Origin of the sequence: Rhodanobacter sp. B05 (assembly GCF_002001085.1) — a bacterium.
Lineage (GTDB): Bacteria > Pseudomonadota > Gammaproteobacteria > Xanthomonadales > Rhodanobacteraceae > Rhodanobacter.
The window spans coordinates 349,594-366,733 of the sequence record NZ_MUNU01000015.1; the positions used below are offsets into that span (position 1 = coordinate 349,594).

Annotated in this window: 16 protein-coding genes and 1 pseudogene; 10 read left to right on the forward strand and 7 right to left on the reverse strand. The window is 64.8% G+C overall.

Features of this window, described 5'->3' with window-relative positions; genetic code table 11:
* Positions 1 to 39 precede the first annotated feature (39 nt).
* Both B0E47_RS10285 and B0E47_RS10290 read right to left on the reverse strand, forming a co-directional pair.
* The gene (locus B0E47_RS10285; protein WP_077514147.1) at positions 40 to 1,983 is read right to left on the reverse strand and encodes a CocE/NonD family hydrolase; all 1,944 of its coding nucleotides are present in this window, start codon (positions 1,981 to 1,983) and stop codon (positions 40 to 42) included.
* Positions 1,984 to 2,059: 76 nt separating this feature from the next.
* Positions 2,060 to 3,262 carry a hypothetical protein gene (locus tag B0E47_RS10290; RefSeq protein WP_139351423.1) on the reverse strand — a complete coding sequence of 401 codons (1,203 nt, stop codon included), beginning with the start codon at positions 3,260 to 3,262 and terminating at the stop codon, positions 2,060 to 2,062.
* A 50-nt stretch (positions 3,263 to 3,312) separates the two neighbouring features.
* Here B0E47_RS10290 and B0E47_RS10295 point away from each other — a divergent pair, with 50 nt between their 5' ends.
* The 4 genes from B0E47_RS10295 (at position 3,313) to B0E47_RS10310 (ending at position 8,535) form a co-directional block, all read left to right on the forward strand.
* Positions 3,313 to 3,660, forward strand: a complete 348-nt coding sequence (locus B0E47_RS10295; RefSeq protein WP_077514149.1) for a YciI family protein — start codon at positions 3,313 to 3,315, stop codon at positions 3,658 to 3,660.
* Between the two features lie 2 nt (positions 3,661 to 3,662).
* Complete coding sequence (locus B0E47_RS10300) at positions 3,663 to 4,913, forward strand: DUF6596 domain-containing protein (protein ID WP_077514150.1); 1,251 nt, start codon at positions 3,663 to 3,665, stop codon at positions 4,911 to 4,913.
* A 47-nt stretch (positions 4,914 to 4,960) separates the two neighbouring features.
* Positions 4,961 to 6,436: a D-serine ammonia-lyase gene (locus B0E47_RS10305; protein ID WP_254422892.1), complete on the forward strand. Its 1,476-nt coding sequence runs from the start codon at positions 4,961 to 4,963 to the stop codon at positions 6,434 to 6,436.
* Positions 6,437 to 6,531: 95 nt separating this feature from the next.
* Positions 6,532 to 8,535, forward strand: coding sequence for a toll/interleukin-1 receptor domain-containing protein (locus B0E47_RS10310; protein ID WP_077514152.1), 2,004 nt, complete (start codon positions 6,532 to 6,534; stop codon positions 8,533 to 8,535).
* 52 nt (positions 8,536 to 8,587) lie between these two features.
* Here the strand turns inward: B0E47_RS10310 and B0E47_RS10315 are convergent, their stop codons facing one another.
* A complete protein-coding gene (locus tag B0E47_RS10315; protein WP_077514153.1) occupies positions 8,588 to 8,944 on the reverse strand; it encodes a hypothetical protein in 357 nt (118 codons plus the stop codon).
* Positions 8,941 to 9,309: pseudogene (locus B0E47_RS10320) on the reverse strand (polymer-forming cytoskeletal protein); the annotation flags it as partial. The gene B0E47_RS10315 and the pseudogene B0E47_RS10320, both read right to left, overlap by 4 nt.
* A gap of 333 nt (positions 9,310 to 9,642) precedes the next feature.
* Here B0E47_RS10320 and B0E47_RS10325 point away from each other — a divergent pair.
* Complete coding sequence (locus tag B0E47_RS10325; protein WP_254422893.1) at positions 9,643 to 9,849, forward strand: hypothetical protein; 207 nt, start codon at positions 9,643 to 9,645, stop codon at positions 9,847 to 9,849.
* 99 nt (positions 9,850 to 9,948) lie between these two features.
* Here the strand turns inward: B0E47_RS10325 and B0E47_RS10330 are convergent, their stop codons facing one another.
* Entirely contained in the window at positions 9,949 to 10,815 is an 867-nt protein-coding gene (locus B0E47_RS10330) for a hypothetical protein (protein WP_139351424.1), read from the reverse strand.
* A 113-nt stretch (positions 10,816 to 10,928) separates the two neighbouring features.
* On the opposite strand from B0E47_RS10330, the gene B0E47_RS16865 reads away from it, so the two are divergent.
* The 5 genes from B0E47_RS16865 to B0E47_RS10350 all read left to right on the forward strand — a co-directional run bounded on the left by B0E47_RS16865 (position 10,929) and on the right by B0E47_RS10350 (position 13,756).
* Positions 10,929 to 11,129, forward strand: coding sequence for a hypothetical protein (locus B0E47_RS16865; RefSeq protein ID WP_139351425.1), 201 nt, complete (start codon positions 10,929 to 10,931; stop codon positions 11,127 to 11,129).
* A 176-nt stretch (positions 11,130 to 11,305) separates the two neighbouring features.
* On the forward strand, positions 11,306 to 11,770 hold the full coding sequence (locus tag B0E47_RS10335) for a helix-turn-helix transcriptional regulator (protein WP_077514156.1): 465 nt from the start codon (positions 11,306 to 11,308) through the stop codon (positions 11,768 to 11,770).
* A gap of 29 nt (positions 11,771 to 11,799) precedes the next feature.
* Positions 11,800 to 12,213, forward strand: coding sequence for a VOC family protein (locus tag B0E47_RS10340; protein ID WP_077514157.1), 414 nt, complete (start codon positions 11,800 to 11,802; stop codon positions 12,211 to 12,213).
* Positions 12,210 to 12,620, forward strand: a complete 411-nt coding sequence (locus tag B0E47_RS10345; protein ID WP_077514158.1) for a DUF1801 domain-containing protein — start codon at positions 12,210 to 12,212, stop codon at positions 12,618 to 12,620. Before B0E47_RS10340 ends, B0E47_RS10345 begins: the two co-directional genes overlap by 4 nt.
* A gap of 209 nt (positions 12,621 to 12,829) precedes the next feature.
* Entirely contained in the window at positions 12,830 to 13,756 is a 927-nt protein-coding gene (locus B0E47_RS10350) for an alpha/beta fold hydrolase (RefSeq protein WP_077514159.1), read from the forward strand.
* A 38-nt stretch (positions 13,757 to 13,794) separates the two neighbouring features.
* Here B0E47_RS10350 and B0E47_RS10355 read toward each other — a convergent pair whose 3' ends face one another.
* Positions 13,795 to 14,940, reverse strand: a complete 1,146-nt coding sequence (locus B0E47_RS10355) for a membrane dipeptidase (protein ID WP_077514160.1) — start codon at positions 14,938 to 14,940, stop codon at positions 13,795 to 13,797.
* A 321-nt stretch (positions 14,941 to 15,261) separates the two neighbouring features.
* Entirely contained in the window at positions 15,262 to 16,953 is a 1,692-nt protein-coding gene (locus tag B0E47_RS10360; protein WP_077514161.1) for a D-aminoacylase, read from the reverse strand.
* Positions 16,954 to 17,140: the final 187 nt, after the last annotated feature.

The window sequence follows — 17,140 nt, forward strand, 5'->3', positions numbered from 1 at the left end:
GTTGGCCGACAGGCTTGCGCCAATCGGCCAGGATTCTGCTCAATCGCGACCGGTCGCGCCCGCCACCACCGGCAGCAGCACGGCGCTTTTTCCATCTGCTCCGTGCCTGATCGTCACCGTCGCCTTGCGGTAGTCCGACGGCTTGGCGAACAGGATGTTCTGCACGTAAGTCTGCGGGTTGCGGTCGTAGAGCGGGAACAGGCTCGACTGGATCTGCACCATGATGCGGTGGCCAGGCTTGAACTCGTAGTTCACCGTGGGCAGGCGGAACTTGTATTCCTGCACCTGGTTCGCCGGGATCGGCGACGGCTCGGCGAAGCTCTTGCGATAGCGCCCGCGGAAGATGTCGAGCGCGACCGGCAGCTGGTAGCCGCCCATCGCGGGATCGCCGGGATCGGTGCCGGGATAGACGTCGATAAGCTTGACCACGAAGTCGCCGTCGGTGCCGGTGGTGCTGGCGAAGAGGTCGGCGATCGGCGCGCCCTGGATCGTTACCGTCTTGCTCAGCACCGGCGTGGTGTAGGACAGCACGTCGGGTCGATCCGCCACGAAGCGCTGGTCGTGGACCAGCCAGGTGCGCCAGCGGTCGTTCTTCTGCGGGATCGGTCGCGGCAGGTAGGGCACCGGCTTGGCCGGGTCGGCGACATAGTTGTCGCTGCCGCCGGCCGGTGACTGGAAGCCCAGGCCCATGTCCGCTTGCAGGTAGAGCGGAGTCAGCGACTGCTCGCTGGCCGGCTTCCAGTTCGTGAAGCTGTCCCAGTGCTGTTCGACTGGGTTGTAGATCATCGCCTCGGGCAGTGGCCTGGGCAGCGGGGTGCCACGCAGGTAGTGATTGAACCAAGGAATCATCACCTGCCGACGGAACTGGGCGGTAGTGTTGCCGGGCCACTTCAGCGGTCCCATGTTCCAGCCGGCGCGGTTGATCTGGCTGTGCCACCAGGGGCCGATCACGAGATGATTGCTGGCGCCATGGCCGGCCTTGTCCAGCGCTTCCCAGGCGTGCACGGCGCCGTAGATGTCCTCCTGGTCCCACAGGCCTTGCAGCCACATCGTGGGCACGCTGGAGGGGTGCGCGACGAGCAGTTTGTCGAGCGCCTGCAACTGCCAGAACGCGTCGTAGGCGGGGTGTGCCGAGAAGCGGCTCCACCAGGGCAACTGCTTGAAGCCGTTGGCCTCGGCATAGGCGCCGGCCGAACCGGCGTCGAGGAAATTGCTGTAGTCATCGTAGTTCTCGCGCGGGATGTCCTCGCCTTCACCCTTCTTGCTCATCTGGCCGCTGAAGTAGTCGAGGTTCACCTGGCGCAGGGCGCCGTAGTGATACCAGTCGTCACCCATCCAGCCGTCGATCATCGGGCTTTCCGGCGCGGCGACCTTCAACGCGGGGTGCGGGTGCAGCAGGGCCATGGCGACCGTCCAGCCGTCGTAGGAGGAGCCGATCATGCCGACCTTGCCGTTGGACTGCTTGATGTTCTTCACCAGCCAGTCGATGGTGTCCCAGGCATCGGTGGTGTCGTCGGTCGTGGTCGGGTTGAGCGGCCCCATCGGCGGGCGCGTCATGACGTACTTGCCTTCCGAGCCGTATTTGCCGCGCACGTCCTGCCAGACCAGGATGGTGCTGCCGTCGGCCCAGTCCTTGTCGCCCGACCACACCGCGTCGGCCATGTGCGGGCTGTTGCTTGTCACGAAGCCGCTGGCGTTGTACGGCGTGCGTTCGAGCAGCATCGGCAGGTCGTGTGCGCCCTTCGGGATCAGCAGCACGGTGTGCAGCTTCACGCCGTCGCGCATCGGGATCATCACCTCGCGCTTGACGTAGTCGAAGTTGCCCTGCGGCGGCTTCCAGTCGGCCGGAATGTCCGACGCGGTCTGGATCATGTCGGGCGTGACCTTCGCGGCAGCGGAGCCCGGCACAGGTGCCGCGGGTGCGGCGACTGAGAGGAGGCAAGCGAGCGAAACCAGCACCGAGGCCAGGGCAGCTTTTTTCATGGGTGGGGGTCCTCTTTGGGGACGTCGGCAAGCCTTGCTGGCTGCCGTTCGCCACGATGGGAACGGATGGCGCGGATCAGGCGGCGAGCGGCGGAGGCATGCCGGGCACGATGTCTTCGCCACATACGTCACGCCACAGGTAATACATCACCCCGAACATGACCGTGAACATCAGCAGGAACAGGGCGATATACAGCGGAACGATCAACACGAGCATCAACCATATGCCAACGAGCTTGCCAAGGAGGGCGAGCAGAATGACCGCAAGCACGAAGGCGATGATCACGACGATCCAGGCAACGGTGGCGATCAGTGCAAACACGAGCAGTGGCAGCGCGTTTTTCAGTGCGCCGATCACGCCATCGCCGATGGCGCCGAACACGCTGCGCTGGCGCAGCGAGACCTGGCCAAGGCTGATCGCATAGAAACCCATCATCAAAAGACCGAGTGCCAGGAACAGTGCCATCGCGACTCCGAAGCCGTGGGGCAACGCCGGCGGTAGATGGTTGGCCTGTGCGGTCAGCGCCTGCATGTACCAACTGGCGATGCCGCCTCCAATCGCCGCGATGATGATGCCGAACATGGCGATGTAGACCAGCACCATCGCCAGTCCATAGCCGATCAGGCGCAACGCTTCGCCTTGTCGATAAGGCTTGAAGATGTCGAGTGCGCGGGCCGGCAGGCCTCGCTCTGCCGCGTCGATCATCTGCAGATAGCCCGCATACAGCGGCACCAGCAGCAGGCCAAGCAGCATCGAGCCCACCGTGATCCAGCCGAGGACTGCCGGGCTCAGCGGTGTGCCCGCACTGATCGCGTGGAGTTGCACCGGCAGTGTGATCAGTGACGGCAACAGGGCTGCCACCATCAGGAAGGCTGCCCCGCCGAACAACGGCTTCGGGTGGCGGAAGCCCACGCTGATACCGCGCGTCAGCCAGCCAAAGCCGGCTGCCGGTTCCCTGGATCGTGTCGTCATGCTGTCGCTCCCCCGATAATCGGCGCCCCCGCGCCGTGCAGGCCCAGCATAGCGGGTGACGGCAGCAACGGTATTCGTCAAATCCGAGCCATCTCGGATACATTTTACTTGCTGGCCCAATGTCTTCTGGAAGAGTTTCTGGCCCGCTTTGACTGAGGCAGTCACGATTGCGCTTCCGATGTAGCGACTTCCGCGACGTCGTGGCGGAGCATCGGCTCCATACGGGAAACAAGGAATCGCCTGGTTTGCCCGGATCGACCCCCGACAGGATCGACCCTGTCCAAATCGCCAAACCTCGCGCGTCATGGGAGTGGCGGCGCACACTGCCCGCCGATCACTCAATGCGGAGAATCCCGATGCAATACCTGCTGATGCTGTATGCGAACGAGAACGGTTGGTCGCAGATGACGCCGACCGAACAGGAGCAGGGCGTGGCGGCCTATGGAGCGTATACGCAGGCGCTGAAGACTGCGGGTGTACTGGTCGGCTCGAACCGCCTGCAAAACAGCGCGACCGCGACCACCGTGCATGTGGCGGACGGCAAATCGCAGGTACTGGATGGCCCCTACGTGGACTCCAAGGAGCAGTTGGCCGGCTACTACCTGATCGACGTACCTGACCTGGATGCGGCGCTTGCCTGGACGGCGCGCTGCCCCGGTGCGAGCCATGGCACGATCGAAGTGCGGCCGGTGTGGAGCATGTAACGTTGGATAGCGCGGCGCAGGCGCGCAGTACCGCGGACGCCGTCGCGCGGCGCAGCTACGGCAAGCTGGTCGCCTTTCTGGCCGCCGCCATGCGCGACGTGGCGGCGGCCGAGGATGCGTTGTCGGAAGCGTTTGCCGCGGCGCTGGCGGACTGGCCGCGCAACGGCTGTCCGGCGAATCCGGAAGCGTGGTTGCTGACCGTGGCCCGGCGCAAAGGGATCGATGGCATCCGGCGCCGGCGCAGCGGTGAGGCGGCCGCCGTGCAGTTGCAGGTCCTGGCGGAGCTTGACGAGGCTGCATCGGCGGCGATGGATGACGCGGCGATTCCGGACCAGCGCCTGGCGCTGCTGTTCGCCTGCGCGCATCCGGCCATCGATGCCGGCATCCGCGCACCGTTGATGTTGCAGGCCGTGCTCGGACTGGATGCGAAGACCATTGCCTCGGCGTTTCTCGCGTCACCGGGCGCCATGGGCAAACGCCTCGGGCGGGCGAAACAGAAGATCCGCCAGGCCGGCATCCGCTTTGCCATCCCCGCGCGCGACGAGCTGGCCGGACGACTGAACGGCGTGCTCGATGCGATTTACGCCGCCTTTGCGGAAGGCTGGAGCGATCCCGGCGGCACCGATGTGATCCGGCGCGACCTCACCGCGGAAGCGTTGTTCCTCGCCGGCCTGGTTGCCGGGTTGCTCCCGCAGGAACCGGAAGCGCTGGGTCTGCTGGCCTGCATGCTGCACGCCGAGGCACGGCGTCGCGCGCGGCGCGACGCGGAAGGCGACTACGTGCCGCTGGCCGAGCAGGATGTCGCGCTGTGGGATGCAGTGATGATCGACGAGGCCGAAGCGCTGCTGTTGCGTGCGAGTGCGCTGGGCCGCATCGGCCGTTATCAGCTGGAAGCGGCGCTGCAGTCCGCGCATGTCGAGCGTCGTCGCAGCGGGCGCGCCGACTGGACGCCCGAGGTGCAGATCTACGACGCGCTGCTCGCGCTTTCCGGTTCGCCGGTAGTCGCCCTCAACCGCGCGCTGGCCATCGCGGAACTGCAAGGTCCCCGCGCCGCACTCGAGATCGTGGATACGCTCGGTGCCGACAGACGGCTTGTCGACTACCAGCCTTACTGGGCCGCGCGCGCGGCGCTGCTGGCCAGAATCCATGCCTATCCCGAGGCGCGTGCTGCCTTCGATATCGCGGTCGGTCTCGCCGGCGATCCCGCCGTCCGGCGTTTCCTGCAGGTGCGTCAGGCCGTATTGCCACGCTGAGTTCGCTGTGGCACGACGAGATTCATGCAGGGTCGAGTCATGGCGCAGTGTCAGGCAACAGAGGGGCAGAGCGAACTGGCCCGGGTTTGACTGACATGGTTTCGTTTTTTTGCCAACATCATCGTCTCTGGCAACTCCTGACTGTTCACGGAGGCGAGGTCGTGATTTCTGGACGAACGCTTGAAAGCTGGTACGTCAGCCATCCCTTGCTTCGCGAGCTGGTCGCGCTGCAGGAAACCACCTGGTTCAATCCCGCGGTGGCTCCGGTCGCGGAGTCGATCGGCGATGTGGGATTGACGGCGGCGGACGTCGCCGACGCCAGTGCGCGATTGACGCGTTTTGCTTCCTATATCAGGCGCGCGTTTCCGGAGACGGAAAGCAGCGGCGGCATCATCGAGTCGGACGTGCGTCCCTTGCCGAAGCTGCATGCCTTGCTGAGTGAGCGCTACGGTCGGACCCTGGACGGATCGCTGTGGCTCAAGCGAGACAGCCATCTGCCGATTTCCGGCTCGATCAAGGCGCGCGGCGGCATCCATGAAGTGCTCAAGCATGCCGAGGATCTGGCGTTGGCGGGAAACTTGTTGACGCTTGACGACGACTACGCGGTGCTGGACAGCGACAAGGCGCGGGCCTTCTTCGGCCAATACAGGATAGCTGTCGGTTCCACCGGCAATCTTGGCCTGTCCATCGGCATCATGGGTGCGGCGCTGGGCTTTCAGGTGACGGTGCACATGTCCGCGGATGCGCGGCAGTGGAAGAAAGCCATGTTGCGCTCGCGCGGCGTGACGGTCATCGAGTATGCCTCTGATTACAGCGTGGCCATTGCCGAAGGCCGCAAGCAGGCCGAGCTCGATCCTGCGTGTCATTTCGTCGACGATGAAAATTCGGTCAACCTGTTTCTGGGCTACGCGGTCGCCGCCGAGCGACTGCAGAAGCAATTGGCACAAGCCGGTATTGCCGTGGATGCACAACATCCACTGTTCGTCTACTTGCCCTGTGGCATCGGCGGCGCGCCCGGTGGCGTGGCCTTCGGCTTGAAGCTGGTCTACGGCGACGCAGTCCACTGTATCTTCGCCGAGCCCACGCACTCGCCGTGCATGTTGCTGGGCGTCTATACCGGGCTGCACGACGCGGTCTGCGTGCAGGACTTTGGCATCGACAACCTGACGGCTGCGGATGGACTGGCAGTCGGACGCGCCTCGGGTTTTGTCGGGAAAGCCATGCAGCGCCTGGTGGATGGCTACTACACCGTCAGCGATGAGGAGATGTACGGCTTGCTGGCGCTGATGGAGCGCAGCGAGGGCGTGCGCCTGGAACCGTCCGCGCTCGCCGGCGTGCCGGGCATCGCCAGAGTGCATGGTGACCAGGGCTATCGGGCTCGTGCAGGCCTGGACAGTCAGGCCATGGCGCAAGCGACGCATCTGGTCTGGGCCACCGGTGGCAACCTGGTGCCACCGGACGAGATGCAAACCTATCTGGACAAGGGCCGGCGATTGCTTGCGAAGGATTCAACCACGGGGTGAGATGCCTCGATTCCTGAGACACGCAAACAAGGTGGCAAAGTGAGCTGGCTCCTTTTGCGTTCTCCGGCGGTTGGCGATGGCATGGGCCTGCTAGGATGATCCGGGAACAATGGGACGCGGGCATCGGCGTGGCGGATATCTTTCTTAGCTACAAGCGAGAGGACCGCGCCCGGGCCGGCCAGATCGTCGTCGCGCTGCGCAAGAGCGGACGGACGGTGTGGTGGGACGAAGGCCTGACTCCGCGCCAGGCCTGGGATGCGACGATCGAGCAGGAGATCGAGGCGGCGGCGAGCGTCATCGTCCTGTGGTCGACGCGCTCGGTCGCGTCCGACTGGGTTCGCAGCGAGGCGCACTACGCACAGGACCGTTCCAAGCTGGTGCCGGTCCTCATCGAACCGTGCACCGTCCCGCTGGCCTTCATGCTGAAACAGTCCATCGACCTGTCGCACTGGCGCGAGTCGCCGAACGATCCGGCGTGGCGCAAGTTGATCGAATGGCTGGACACCCAGGGACCCGCGACCGAGCCGCCGCAGTTGCGCGACCGACGCGCTCGCTGGATCCGCTGGCCGGGTCGAAAGACACTGATCGTCGCCGCGTTCGCCATCGCTGCCTTGCTGGCCGCGTTTTTCGTCTACCGGTCGAAGGTCGATCACGGCGGAGCGTCGAGCATTCGTGTCGCTGCGTTCGATACGCTGCCTGGCGATCAGGCGGCAGCGTCCTTCTCGCAGGGCTTTGCCGCCGATCTCGCGCAAATCGTCACCTCCGGCGGCTCCAGGCTGCGGGTGCTCGATGGGACAGCCGCCGGGGCTCCTGCAGGCGCCTCCGATTTCACCTTGAACGGCAGCGTGCGCAGCGTGGCGGGCAGCCTGCGCGCGACGCTGACGCTGAACTCCGCAGCGGATGGCGCGATCATCTGGTCGACCGGCCTGGCACGGCCGGTCGCCGAGGCCGAAGCCATGCATCACGAAGCCGAGGTGCGCATGGGCGCGGTGTTCGTCTGCGCGCTCGACGAGACCGCACGTGACCGCGCCATCGTCAGCCTCGACGCGCTCAAGGTTTATCTGCAGGCGTGCGAAGCGCTGCCGAGCGGCGACGACCTGCACACCCGCAAGCTCCTGCGTGACGTCACCCGGCTTGCCCCCGATTTCGCGCAAGGCTGGGGCACACTTGCCGAATGGAATGGCTTTCTCGTCGGGGAAGGTGGCGACGACGTGCCTGCCGCGCGCAAGGAGGCGCTTGATGCGGCAGCACGCGCGCTCGTGATCGATCCACGCAACTCGGCCGCCTGGGTGGCACGCGGCATGACCAGGACGCAGGTCGGCGAATGGCCTGCGGCCCAGGCCGATCTGGCCCAGGCGCTGGCGCTCAACCCCGACGATCCGATCGGCAATTATTTCTACGCCTCCAACCTCATCAACGTCGGCCGCAGCAGCGAAGCGCTCGACTATGCGATGCGCGCGGCAAATTCGGGACCGCAGTTCTGGCCCAAGACGCTGCAGGTCATCATGACGCTGGCGGACCTCGATCGCGTCGACGAGGCGCAGGCGATGCTGGCCACCGCATTGAAGACATGGCCCGATAACGACGGACTCAAGGATTTCGCGGTGATTCTGGCGGTGCATTACGCCGACCCGACCAAGGCCGCTGCAACGCTCGATGATCCCGTACTCACGGCGGGGCAAAGTTTGGCGTATCAGCATCTGCTCCGGCTTGAGGCGGATGCCAGGGCGAATCCGTCGCAAGCCACGATCGAAGCGGCGGCAAGCGCGATCAAGGCGCGTTATATCGGCCCGGACAAAGCTTTCGACGCGGCGCTCCACTTCATGCTGATCGGTCGCATCGATGATGCCTATGCCAGCATCGGCGAGATGCGAGCGCATCTGATGAATGCGCCCTATGTCGAAAACCCGTCGCCTTTCTTCCGGCCCTATGCCGCGAAGTTTCGCGCCGATCCGCACTTCATGACGCTGGCCGCGAAGCTCGGACTCGTCGCGATCTGGAAGACGACGAAGTGGCCGGATTTCTGCACCGCGAGCGACGCGCCTTACGATTGCCGCGCAAAACAAGGCAAAGAGATCAGCGTCGGTTCTTCCCGGTAATCGCTCCGCGATTTTGTCCGGGACGCAGGTCTGCGTGAGTGCGCTGCGGGCATCAATGCCGTGTGCGCTTGCTGCCCGCGCTGGCGGGTTGCATCTCGACATTCAAGGTGAAGGTGCGTTGTTCGTCCGCCTGCATGGCGCCGACGCCGACCAGCTTGCGCGCGATCTCCTCGCCGTGTTCGTTGCGGATGGTCAGTACCATCGAGTATTCCCACGCGCCGCTGTCGGCGGGGTTGCGAAAGCTGCCTTCCACGCGCAGCGGCACGGACGCCGGCGCCGCAATCGCGTTGGTGGGTTCACTGAAGCGCAGCTTGTGGCGGCAGGCGGGGCACACGGCCGCACTTTCCAGGATGGTCTCCCGGCAGTGCGGACAGGTGCGTGTCGCCCCGGCGGTCCCCGGATTGCTCATGAAGCGGTGCCGTCGTGCCCATGGGTCTTGTGCGCGCTGTTGCCGTTCTTCGCATCGTCCCAGCCGAACTCGGCCTGGCCGCGCATGCGCGAACCCGCCGCCACGCTGAGCGAGCCTGCCTTCAGGTCGCCGGTCAGCGCGCCGCTTTGCTGCAACTCCACGTGCGCCGCGGATTCGATGTTGCCGATCAGTTCGCCCGCGATGGTGACCTTCTCGGCGCGCACGCTGCCGGTCACCTTGGCGCCGGGTTCGATGGTGAGGTCGCCGAGCACGTTGACGTCGCCCTTGAAACTGCCGGCGATGCGTACATGGCCTGCGCCTTCGATCTTGCCCTCGATGGTGATATCGGGCGCAATCAGCGATTCGGCCTTCGGCTTGCCCGGTGCGGGCGCGGGTGCGGGACGGGGTGCGGGCTGCACCGGCGTTTCGGCTACGGGTTTGGTCTCCGGGATACCGATGTGCGCCAGGTCCGTGGCTTCGGGTGTTGCGGCGGAGGTCTTGACGGGTTCTTTCCACAGGGCCATGGCGGGACTCCGGTTTCGGTCAGGCGGAGGGTCAGCCTACCTCCCAAACGGCGCACAAAAACGGGGTCGGGGTCACTTACCTGTGCGAAAGCAGGGTTAGGTTCAGGTTCGCCTCCTAATTGGCTGTTTGTCATGGACTTGAGCGCTCCAACGCCAAGCGGGGCGATCACTCTTATGACCAGCAAGCGCGTCGCCGTGCAGCGCCTGCGCGATCTCGCCCGGCTGCGCCGCGTGCGCGACCGGATCGATCGGGGATGCGCGCAGCTGCTGGATGTCGAGGCGCTCGTCCACGGCGTGCACATGTCGGCGGGGCACTTTCAGCACGCGCTCCACCGAGCCGGCCGCAACCCGTGTTGCCCGTTTGACTTAGGGATGCCCTGATCTATTCAGCACAGGCGGCCAGCCTGCCTTCGCCTTCGCGCCACCCAGCTGCAGGCAGACATGACCGGTGACGCCTGCGTTGAATAGATCAGGGCATCCCTAGAGGGCCCTTTCGCGGGCGAAGTGTCTGATGTACGCGAAGAAATAACCGCACAAACTGCGCCCGAACCGCGGGTTGATCTCCAGCAACAGTGGCCGGTTATCGCGGATTTTGTAATTGAAGCAACACAGCCCTTCGAAACCAATCGCCGAGAGCACGGCCGCAAACAGTTCCTGGTGCGGGCAGTGGCCCAGCAGTCTGTAGCTCGGAGAGTTCCGACCCTTGATCGGAGTGTCGGTGTCGAAGCCGTACTCGATGTTCAACGAAAACACGACCCTGCCGTCCTTGAACAACACGTGCGTGGCATATTCGACCGGTCCCACGACGAAATCCTGTGCAAAGTAATCAGGGTCCGTCCGTTTGTCCGACAAACCTTCCTCCTGCGCCTTGTCGACAACGATGTGGCTGTGCTGGCCGGCTTCGTCGATACTTTTCTTCAGGATGTACGGATAGCCAATCTGGCTGCCTGTCCGCGGAATGTATTCGCCGAACCCCTTGCGGACAAGCACCTGGTTGAACTGCTGCTTGTCATCACACAACAGGACGCTTTGCATGCTCGGAATGGGGATGGGGTTGTCGGCGATCCGGTCACGTACGGTGTCGAGGAATTTCAGATCCTCGATGGTCAGGGGCACGACGAGGTCGTAGTCCTCCAGGCTTGCCCTGGTGAGATCGCCGAAAGTCACTGCGTGCCGGGTGAGGCGGAATTTCCTCCTCATGACGTCCGTCCAGCCGTCCCGATCGGAAATCAGGATCCTCATCCCGCCACCGGGCAATGCATACGCCCGGGCCAGTTCAGTGGCAATGAAAGCCTTGCTGGCGAGCTGTGCGTGCCATTGCTTCAGTCGGATTGACACGCCATTCATGGGCATTCCCGGGCGCAGTTATTGGCCGGATTCGCGTTCGCCAAAGAGAGCATCGGTTGATACCGGATAAAGCTCAATACTACTTTGCGGGATGGACCGGATTGCACCTGGAGTTGAAAAAAGTAATCAGGGCCGAAACCGGATCGCGCAAGAAACCCGGCAGCCGCAGGGACAGTGCCGAGGTCGAGTGCAACCGCAAGATGTTTCGCTTTTCGGATCACGTGTTCGAGCGCGCCTTGGCGGTTGAAGATACGGACTTGGCCGGGGATGAGTTGCCCGCACCGTCTCGTCCGGCATCCACGACAGGCACTTGACGTTGACGTGAACGAAGCCCGGCGCGTGGTCCTTGAACGTCTTGCGCTCAACCGGGGGGGTGTCCCTGCTCCCGACCGGGCGTTTGTTCAGACCATGACGCTGCGGGCAGCGCGCCAGTCCCGATCGCCATACGGCAGGCTTGAGCACTCCGGCACCACGTGGGACGATCGCGCAGATGAACAGCCGACCCGCCGCAGTACAACATCTGCGCGATCTCGCCCGGCTGCGCCGTGTGCGCGACCGGATCGACCGGGAGTACGCGCAGCCGCTGGATGTCGAGGCGCTCGCCCACGGCGTGCACATGTCGGGCGGGCACCTCAGCCGCCAGTTCAAGCTGGCCTTCGGCGAGTCGCCGTACAGTTATTTGATGACCCGGCGCATCGAGCGCGCGATGGCGATGTTGCGTCGTGGCGACCTCAGTGTCACCGAGATCTGCTTCGCGGTCGGCTGCGCGTCGCTGGGTACCTTCAGCACGCGCTTCACCGAGCTGGCCGGGGTGCCGCCCAGCGTGTATCGGCGAGAGGCGGCGGCCGCGACGGCAGGCATGCCGTCCTGCGTGGCGAGACAGGTGACGCGACCGGTCAGGACGCAACCGATCAGGAATGGAGAAGCGCCGGCCCCCGAGTCGGACTTAGCATGACGGCTCCTTCCATATCGGGCACGACGGCCATGGACATCAATATTCACGCGAGCTTTCTTCCGCAAACCGACCCGGATGCCTCGCTGGCGTTCTATCGCGACATCCTGGGCTTCGAGGTGCGCAACGACGTCGGTTACAACGGGATGCGCTGGATCACGGTCGGCCCGCCCGACCAGCCCGGCACGTCCATCGTGCTGTACCCGCCAGCGGCAAGTCCCGGCGTCACCGATGACGAGAAACGCACCATCGCCGAGATGATGGCCAAGGGCACCTACGCGATCATGCTGCTGGCCACCAGGGACCTCGACGCGGCCTTCGAGCGGATCCAGGCCAGCGGTGCCGAGATCGTCGAGGAGCCGACGCAGCAGCCGTACGGAGTCCGCGACTGCGCCGTGCGCGATCCCGCGGGCAACCTGCTGCGCGTGCAGGAGCGGCGTTCATGAAGAACGGGAAGAGCAGCGGAAAAGAAGCAAGCGCAGGCGAGGCTCCCGCCAAGCTGATCGATGCGCGGATCAGGGAACTCGGCGATTGGCGCGGCGAGACGCTCGCTCGGGTCCGGGCGCTGATCAAGCAAGCCATCCCCGACGTGGTCGAGGAATGGAAGTGGCGCGGGGTGCCGGTGTGGTATCACGCCGGGATGATCTGCACCGGCGAGACGTACAAGAAGGCCGTGAAGATGACCTTCGCCAAGGGCGCCGCGCTGGATGACCCTGCAGGCCTTTTCAACTCCAGCCTCGAAGGCAATACCCGGCGCGCCATCGATTTTCACGAAAGCGACAAGATCGATGAGAAGGCGTTGAAGGCGCTGATTCGTGCTGCCGTGGCGCTGAATACGTCCAGGGCTGGTTAGCGGCCGGGGGCAACGCTGGTGCGACCGGTCAGGCGGCCGTCGGCTCATCAAACCGCCCCGACAATCTGGTTCCCGGGCATGCACGAATTCATCGCACCGCGCGAAGTCATCGCGAACGCGCTACATTCCGCCGGGGATCGTCCCGGCATCGACCGGCTTGCGCTCCCGACGACCTTGCCGTCGTTCCAGCCATCCAGTCGGGGATCACCATGAAGCGTCCATTGTTCTGCGCTGTCGTCGCCAGCGGTCTTGCCCTGGGTCTGCTGGTCGGTACCAGTCCGGCCTGGTCGAAGCCTCCAGTGTCCGCCCACGGCAGCAGTCTCCTGAGCACACCGAAACGCGCGGACCGTGCCGAAATGCAGACGATGCAGATCCCCAGCCATGGCGCGCTGATGAACGCCCTGGTCTACGTGGCTGCCGGTGCCGGGCCGCATCCGGCGGTGATCCTGCTGCATGGCTTTCCCGGCAACGAGCGGAATCTCGACCTGGCGCAGGCCATCCGTCGCGCCGGCTGGGACGTGCTCTATTTCAACTATCGTGGCTCGTGGGGCACGCCGGGCAACTTCTCGTTCGCGCACAGCATCGAGGATACGGCGGCGGCGATCGCCTACCTGCGCCAGCCGGACGTCGCCAGGGCGCTGCGTCTCGATCCCGCACGCATCGTGCTGATCGGCCACAGCATGGGCGGCTTCATGACGGTCGAAAGCGCTGCTGCCGATCCGGCGATCAAGGCCTTCGCCACCATCTCCGCCGCCGACATGGCCGGCCGCGCGCAGGCGCTCGTTCGCACGGACGGAGAAGTCGCCGGCATCAAGGCCATGAGTACGGGCCTGGCCGACGAAGGCATGGCTCCGCTGAGCGGCTGCACGCCGGAAGGCCTGGCGCGGGAGCTGGTCGAGCACGCACCGGACTGGACCTTCCCCTCGAAAGTCGATGCATTGAAGGATCGCACCGCGCTCGTCATCACTTCCGACGACGGCCTTGCGCAAACAAACCTCGCCTTCGCCGCTGCCCTTCGCCAGGCCGGCGACAGCCGCGTCAGCACCGTGCACCTGCCCACCGATCATGCGTATTCGGATCAGCGGCTTGAACTGTCGAAAGCCGTGTTGAAGTGGCTGGCAGGGTTGCCGAAGTAGAGGCGTATGGCGGGCACGCTGACCCCCGGAGAGGGTTGCTATGCGCCCCATACCTCGGTGGCATAGCGCATGAAGTTCGCGCCCAGGATCTTTTCGATGCGCGCCGGCTTGTGGCCTCGCGCGGCCAGCAGTCGGTAGAGCTTGCGAAACTGGTCGGGGCCGCGCAGGTCGTCCACGAAGGGGTGGGTGTCGTCTCTTTCGCCCGGGGCGGAGATACCCTTCGCCTTGCGATCCTCGACTTCCCTGGTCAAGGCAATCTTGTAGGCGTCCAGATCGTCGACCGGCGTGGTGCCACCATCGGTACCGATGCCGACGTGATCCTCGCCGCAAACCTTGATGGCATGTTCGATATGGGCGATCACGTCGACCGCTGTCGGGTGGCCCGAGAGGTTCAGGAACGGCATGAAGTAGATGCCGATGAAGCCGCCCTTCTCGGCGACGAGACGCAGTTCCTCGTCGGTCTTGTTGCGCGGCAGGTCGGCAAGCGCACGGCAACCCGTGTGATTGATCGAGATCGGCTGGCTGGAGGCTCGCGCGGCGTCCAGGCAGATCTGGCGGCCGGAGTGGCTGAGGTCGACCATGACGCGGTTGGCGTTGAGACGTTCGACGACCTGGTGGCCAAAAGGCGTCAGGCCACGGCCCTCCGGAACGATCGAGCCGTCGCCGAGCTGGTTCCGCACGTTATAGGTGAGCTGGATGACGCGCACGCCAAGGTTCGCGAAGATGTCCGCGCGCGTGGCGTCATCACCCATCTGCGCGGCGTTCTGGAAGCCGTAGATCAGGCCGATCTTGTTCTCGGCCCTGGCGCGGCGGATGTCGGCGACCGAGAGCACCTTGAGGAGGTCGTGCGGGTTCCTGCGGATCATGGCGTCGTACAGTCCGATGTCGGCCACGGATTTCTGGAAGGGTTCCTGCGGGCCGGCCACATAGCCCAGCGTGCAGTTCACCGCCGTCTCGCCCGAGGCGCGGGCGTCGGCCATCATGCGCGGCGTCAGTGCTCCGGTCGGAGTGTCCGGCAGGTTGGGATCGTCGATGCCGCCCAGGGCGTTGATCACCGTCAGGCCCTTGAGCGGATCGCTGCGCCGGGCCAGCCCGGATGGCCCGGCCAGGGCAGGGGCGGCAAGGCTGGCGGCAGCAAGGGTGACGACGGAGCCCGTCAGGAACTGGCGGCGGTTGAGGGTCATTGGGTGTCTCCGTTCGAGGGGAATAAGGTGGCCGGGACGAATGGCATTGACTTAAGCACAAAACCTCCACTTTCCGTCATTCCTGCGAGGCGCTACGCAACGCGAGGCGCCACGCAACTTTTGTAGGAGCCCGCTCGCGGGCGATGCTTTTGCTCTTGCGATTCCCGATTCCCGTGAGAAGAGCGTCGCCCGCGAGCGGGCTCCTACAAGGGTGGCACGAGTGGCGTGGATCGAGACACCACCACGATCCATCCCGGATGGCGGCGCGCCTGACCCAGGGCGCCGTGGCGCCAGCCCTCGATGATCGATCGCCATTCCGTATCAGTGCGCCACGTATCCAGCTCCGAGCAACACCTTGCCCGGCAACCTCCCGGTCATCTTGCCGCCATCGATCACCGGCACGCCGTTGACGAGGACGTATTGCATGCCCACGGACAGCTGATTGGGTTTCTCGTAAGTGGCGACATCGTGGATGGCCTGCGGGTCGAACACGACGACGTCCGCCCACAAGCCCTGCTTGAGCACGCCGCGATCGTCGAGGTGCATCCGTTGCGCAGGCAACGCGCTGAACTTGCGGATCGCGTCCGGCAGGGTGAGCAGTTTCCGCTCGCGCACGAACTTCGACAGGATCCGCGAAAACGTGCCGTATGCGCGTGGGTGCGGGTGATCCTTGCCGAGGATTCCTTCGGGTGACGTGCCTGGGTAGTCGTTGTCGATCGATACCCACGGCTGCTCCAGCGCGAGTTCCACGTCGTGCTCGTCCATGCCGAAGATCACCACCGAGGTTCCGGCGTTGTCCTTGATCAGGAAATCCATGATCGTGTCGATGGCATCCTCGTGCCATTGCTTCGCGATTTCGTCGATGCGCATGCCCTGGTATCTGGCCAGCTGCGGATTGCTGACCACGCTGATCAGGATGTCGTGCGGGCCGTTGATGGCAAGCCATTCGTTGTCCCAGCCGGCATCCGGGGTCGTCATGTCCTTGCGGATGCGGGCGCGCATCGCGGGATCGTGCAGGCGTTCAAGCAGCTTGCTGTCGCCGCCTTCGTGCGCCCACGGCGGAATGATGGCGGAGAACGTGTTCTGCCACGCGGTGTAGGCGTAGGTGTCCGCCGCCACGTCGATGCCGTCGGCCCGCGCCGCATCGATGCGGGCGATGATCGTTGGCATCTTGCCCCAGTTGGGCTTGCCCGATGCCTTCAGGTGGAAGATTTCCACCGGGATGCGTGCATCGCGGCCAATGCGGAAGGTCTCGTCGAGCGCGGCCATTTCATCGTTGCCTTCGCTGCGCATGTGGGTTGCATAGATGCCACCGTAACGGGCGGCTGTCTTCGCCAGCGCGATCAGTTCGTCGGTGCTCGCGTAAGGTGCCGGTGCGTATTGCAGCGCGGTCGAAAGCCCCATCGCGCCCTGCCGCATGCCGTCGGCGACGAGAGCCTGCATCCGCCGGAGTTCGTCCGCGTTCGGCGCGCGGTTGTCGTAGCCGATCACCATCTCGCGCACCGTGGTGGCACCGATGTACGTGCCCATGTTGATGCCGATGCCTTGTTTGCGCAGCCGGGCGAAGTAGCCATCGAACGTGCGCCAGTCCGCCTTGAGGTGATAGTGGTCGAGCCCGGGCCGCATCGCCTTGAGGATGGCGTCGTCTAGCGGTGCGATCGACTCGCCCTCGCCGGTGATTTCGGTGGTGATGCCCTGGTAGATCTTCGACGGCAGCCGGGGATCGACCAGTACGGTGAATTCCGATTGCCCCAGCATGTCGATGAAACCGGGTGCGACCACCATTCCGTGCGCATCGATGCTGCGCTTCGCGTGAGCTTCGGCCAGCTGGCCGATCGCCGCGATGCGGCCATCCTTGATCGCCAGATCCGCCGCATACCACGGTGAACCCGTGCCATCGATGATGTGGCCGTTGCGGATGATGAGGTCGTAGCCGGCGTTCGCGGGCGGTGGTGCCGCACGAGCAAGCAGCGGACCTAGACAAAGCAGCAGGCAGGCCAGGCGCAAGACCATGTCAGTTTCCCCTTGATTGCGTGACGGTGGCCATCGTGAAGCGGCCATTTTGGAACCGAGGCGACGGGCAGGAAGTCGCCTGCACGCTGCGCTCCTGGATCATGGGAGAGAGGTCCGGCAACCGCGCCTTACCCGGTCTTTCGATGGAGGTTGACTCGCCGTCGGAACCGGGTTCGTTCGGTGACCG

Bases quoted from the DNA above. Each gene is read 5' to 3' on its own strand.
- B0E47_RS10285 (WP_077514147.1), bottom strand. From the start codon at position 1,983: ATGAAAAAAGCTGCCCTGGCCTCGGTGCTGGTTTCGCTCGCTTGCCTC.
- B0E47_RS10290 (WP_139351423.1), bottom strand. From the start codon at position 3,262: ATGACGCGCGAGGTTTGGCGATTTGGACAGGGTCGATCCTGTCGGGGG.
- B0E47_RS10295 (WP_077514149.1), top strand. From the start codon at position 3,313: ATGCAATACCTGCTGATGCTGTATGCGAACGAGAACGGTTGGTCGCAG.
- B0E47_RS10310 (WP_077514152.1), top strand. From the start codon at position 6,532: ATGATCCGGGAACAATGGGACGCGGGCATCGGCGTGGCGGATATCTTT.
- B0E47_RS10315 (WP_077514153.1), bottom strand. From the start codon at position 8,944: ATGAGCAATCCGGGGACCGCCGGGGCGACACGCACCTGTCCGCACTGC.
- B0E47_RS10325 (WP_254422893.1), top strand. From the start codon at position 9,643: ATGACCAGCAAGCGCGTCGCCGTGCAGCGCCTGCGCGATCTCGCCCGG.
- B0E47_RS10330 (WP_139351424.1), bottom strand. From the start codon at position 10,815: ATGAATGGCGTGTCAATCCGACTGAAGCAATGGCACGCACAGCTCGCC.
- B0E47_RS10335 (WP_077514156.1), top strand. From the start codon at position 11,306: ATGAACAGCCGACCCGCCGCAGTACAACATCTGCGCGATCTCGCCCGG.
- B0E47_RS10340 (WP_077514157.1), top strand. From the start codon at position 11,800: ATGGACATCAATATTCACGCGAGCTTTCTTCCGCAAACCGACCCGGAT.
- B0E47_RS10345 (WP_077514158.1), top strand. From the start codon at position 12,210: ATGAAGAACGGGAAGAGCAGCGGAAAAGAAGCAAGCGCAGGCGAGGCT.
- B0E47_RS10350 (WP_077514159.1), top strand. From the start codon at position 12,830: ATGAAGCGTCCATTGTTCTGCGCTGTCGTCGCCAGCGGTCTTGCCCTG.
- B0E47_RS10355 (WP_077514160.1), bottom strand. From the start codon at position 14,940: ATGACCCTCAACCGCCGCCAGTTCCTGACGGGCTCCGTCGTCACCCTT.
- B0E47_RS10360 (WP_077514161.1), bottom strand. From the start codon at position 16,953: ATGGTCTTGCGCCTGGCCTGCCTGCTGCTTTGTCTAGGTCCGCTGCTT.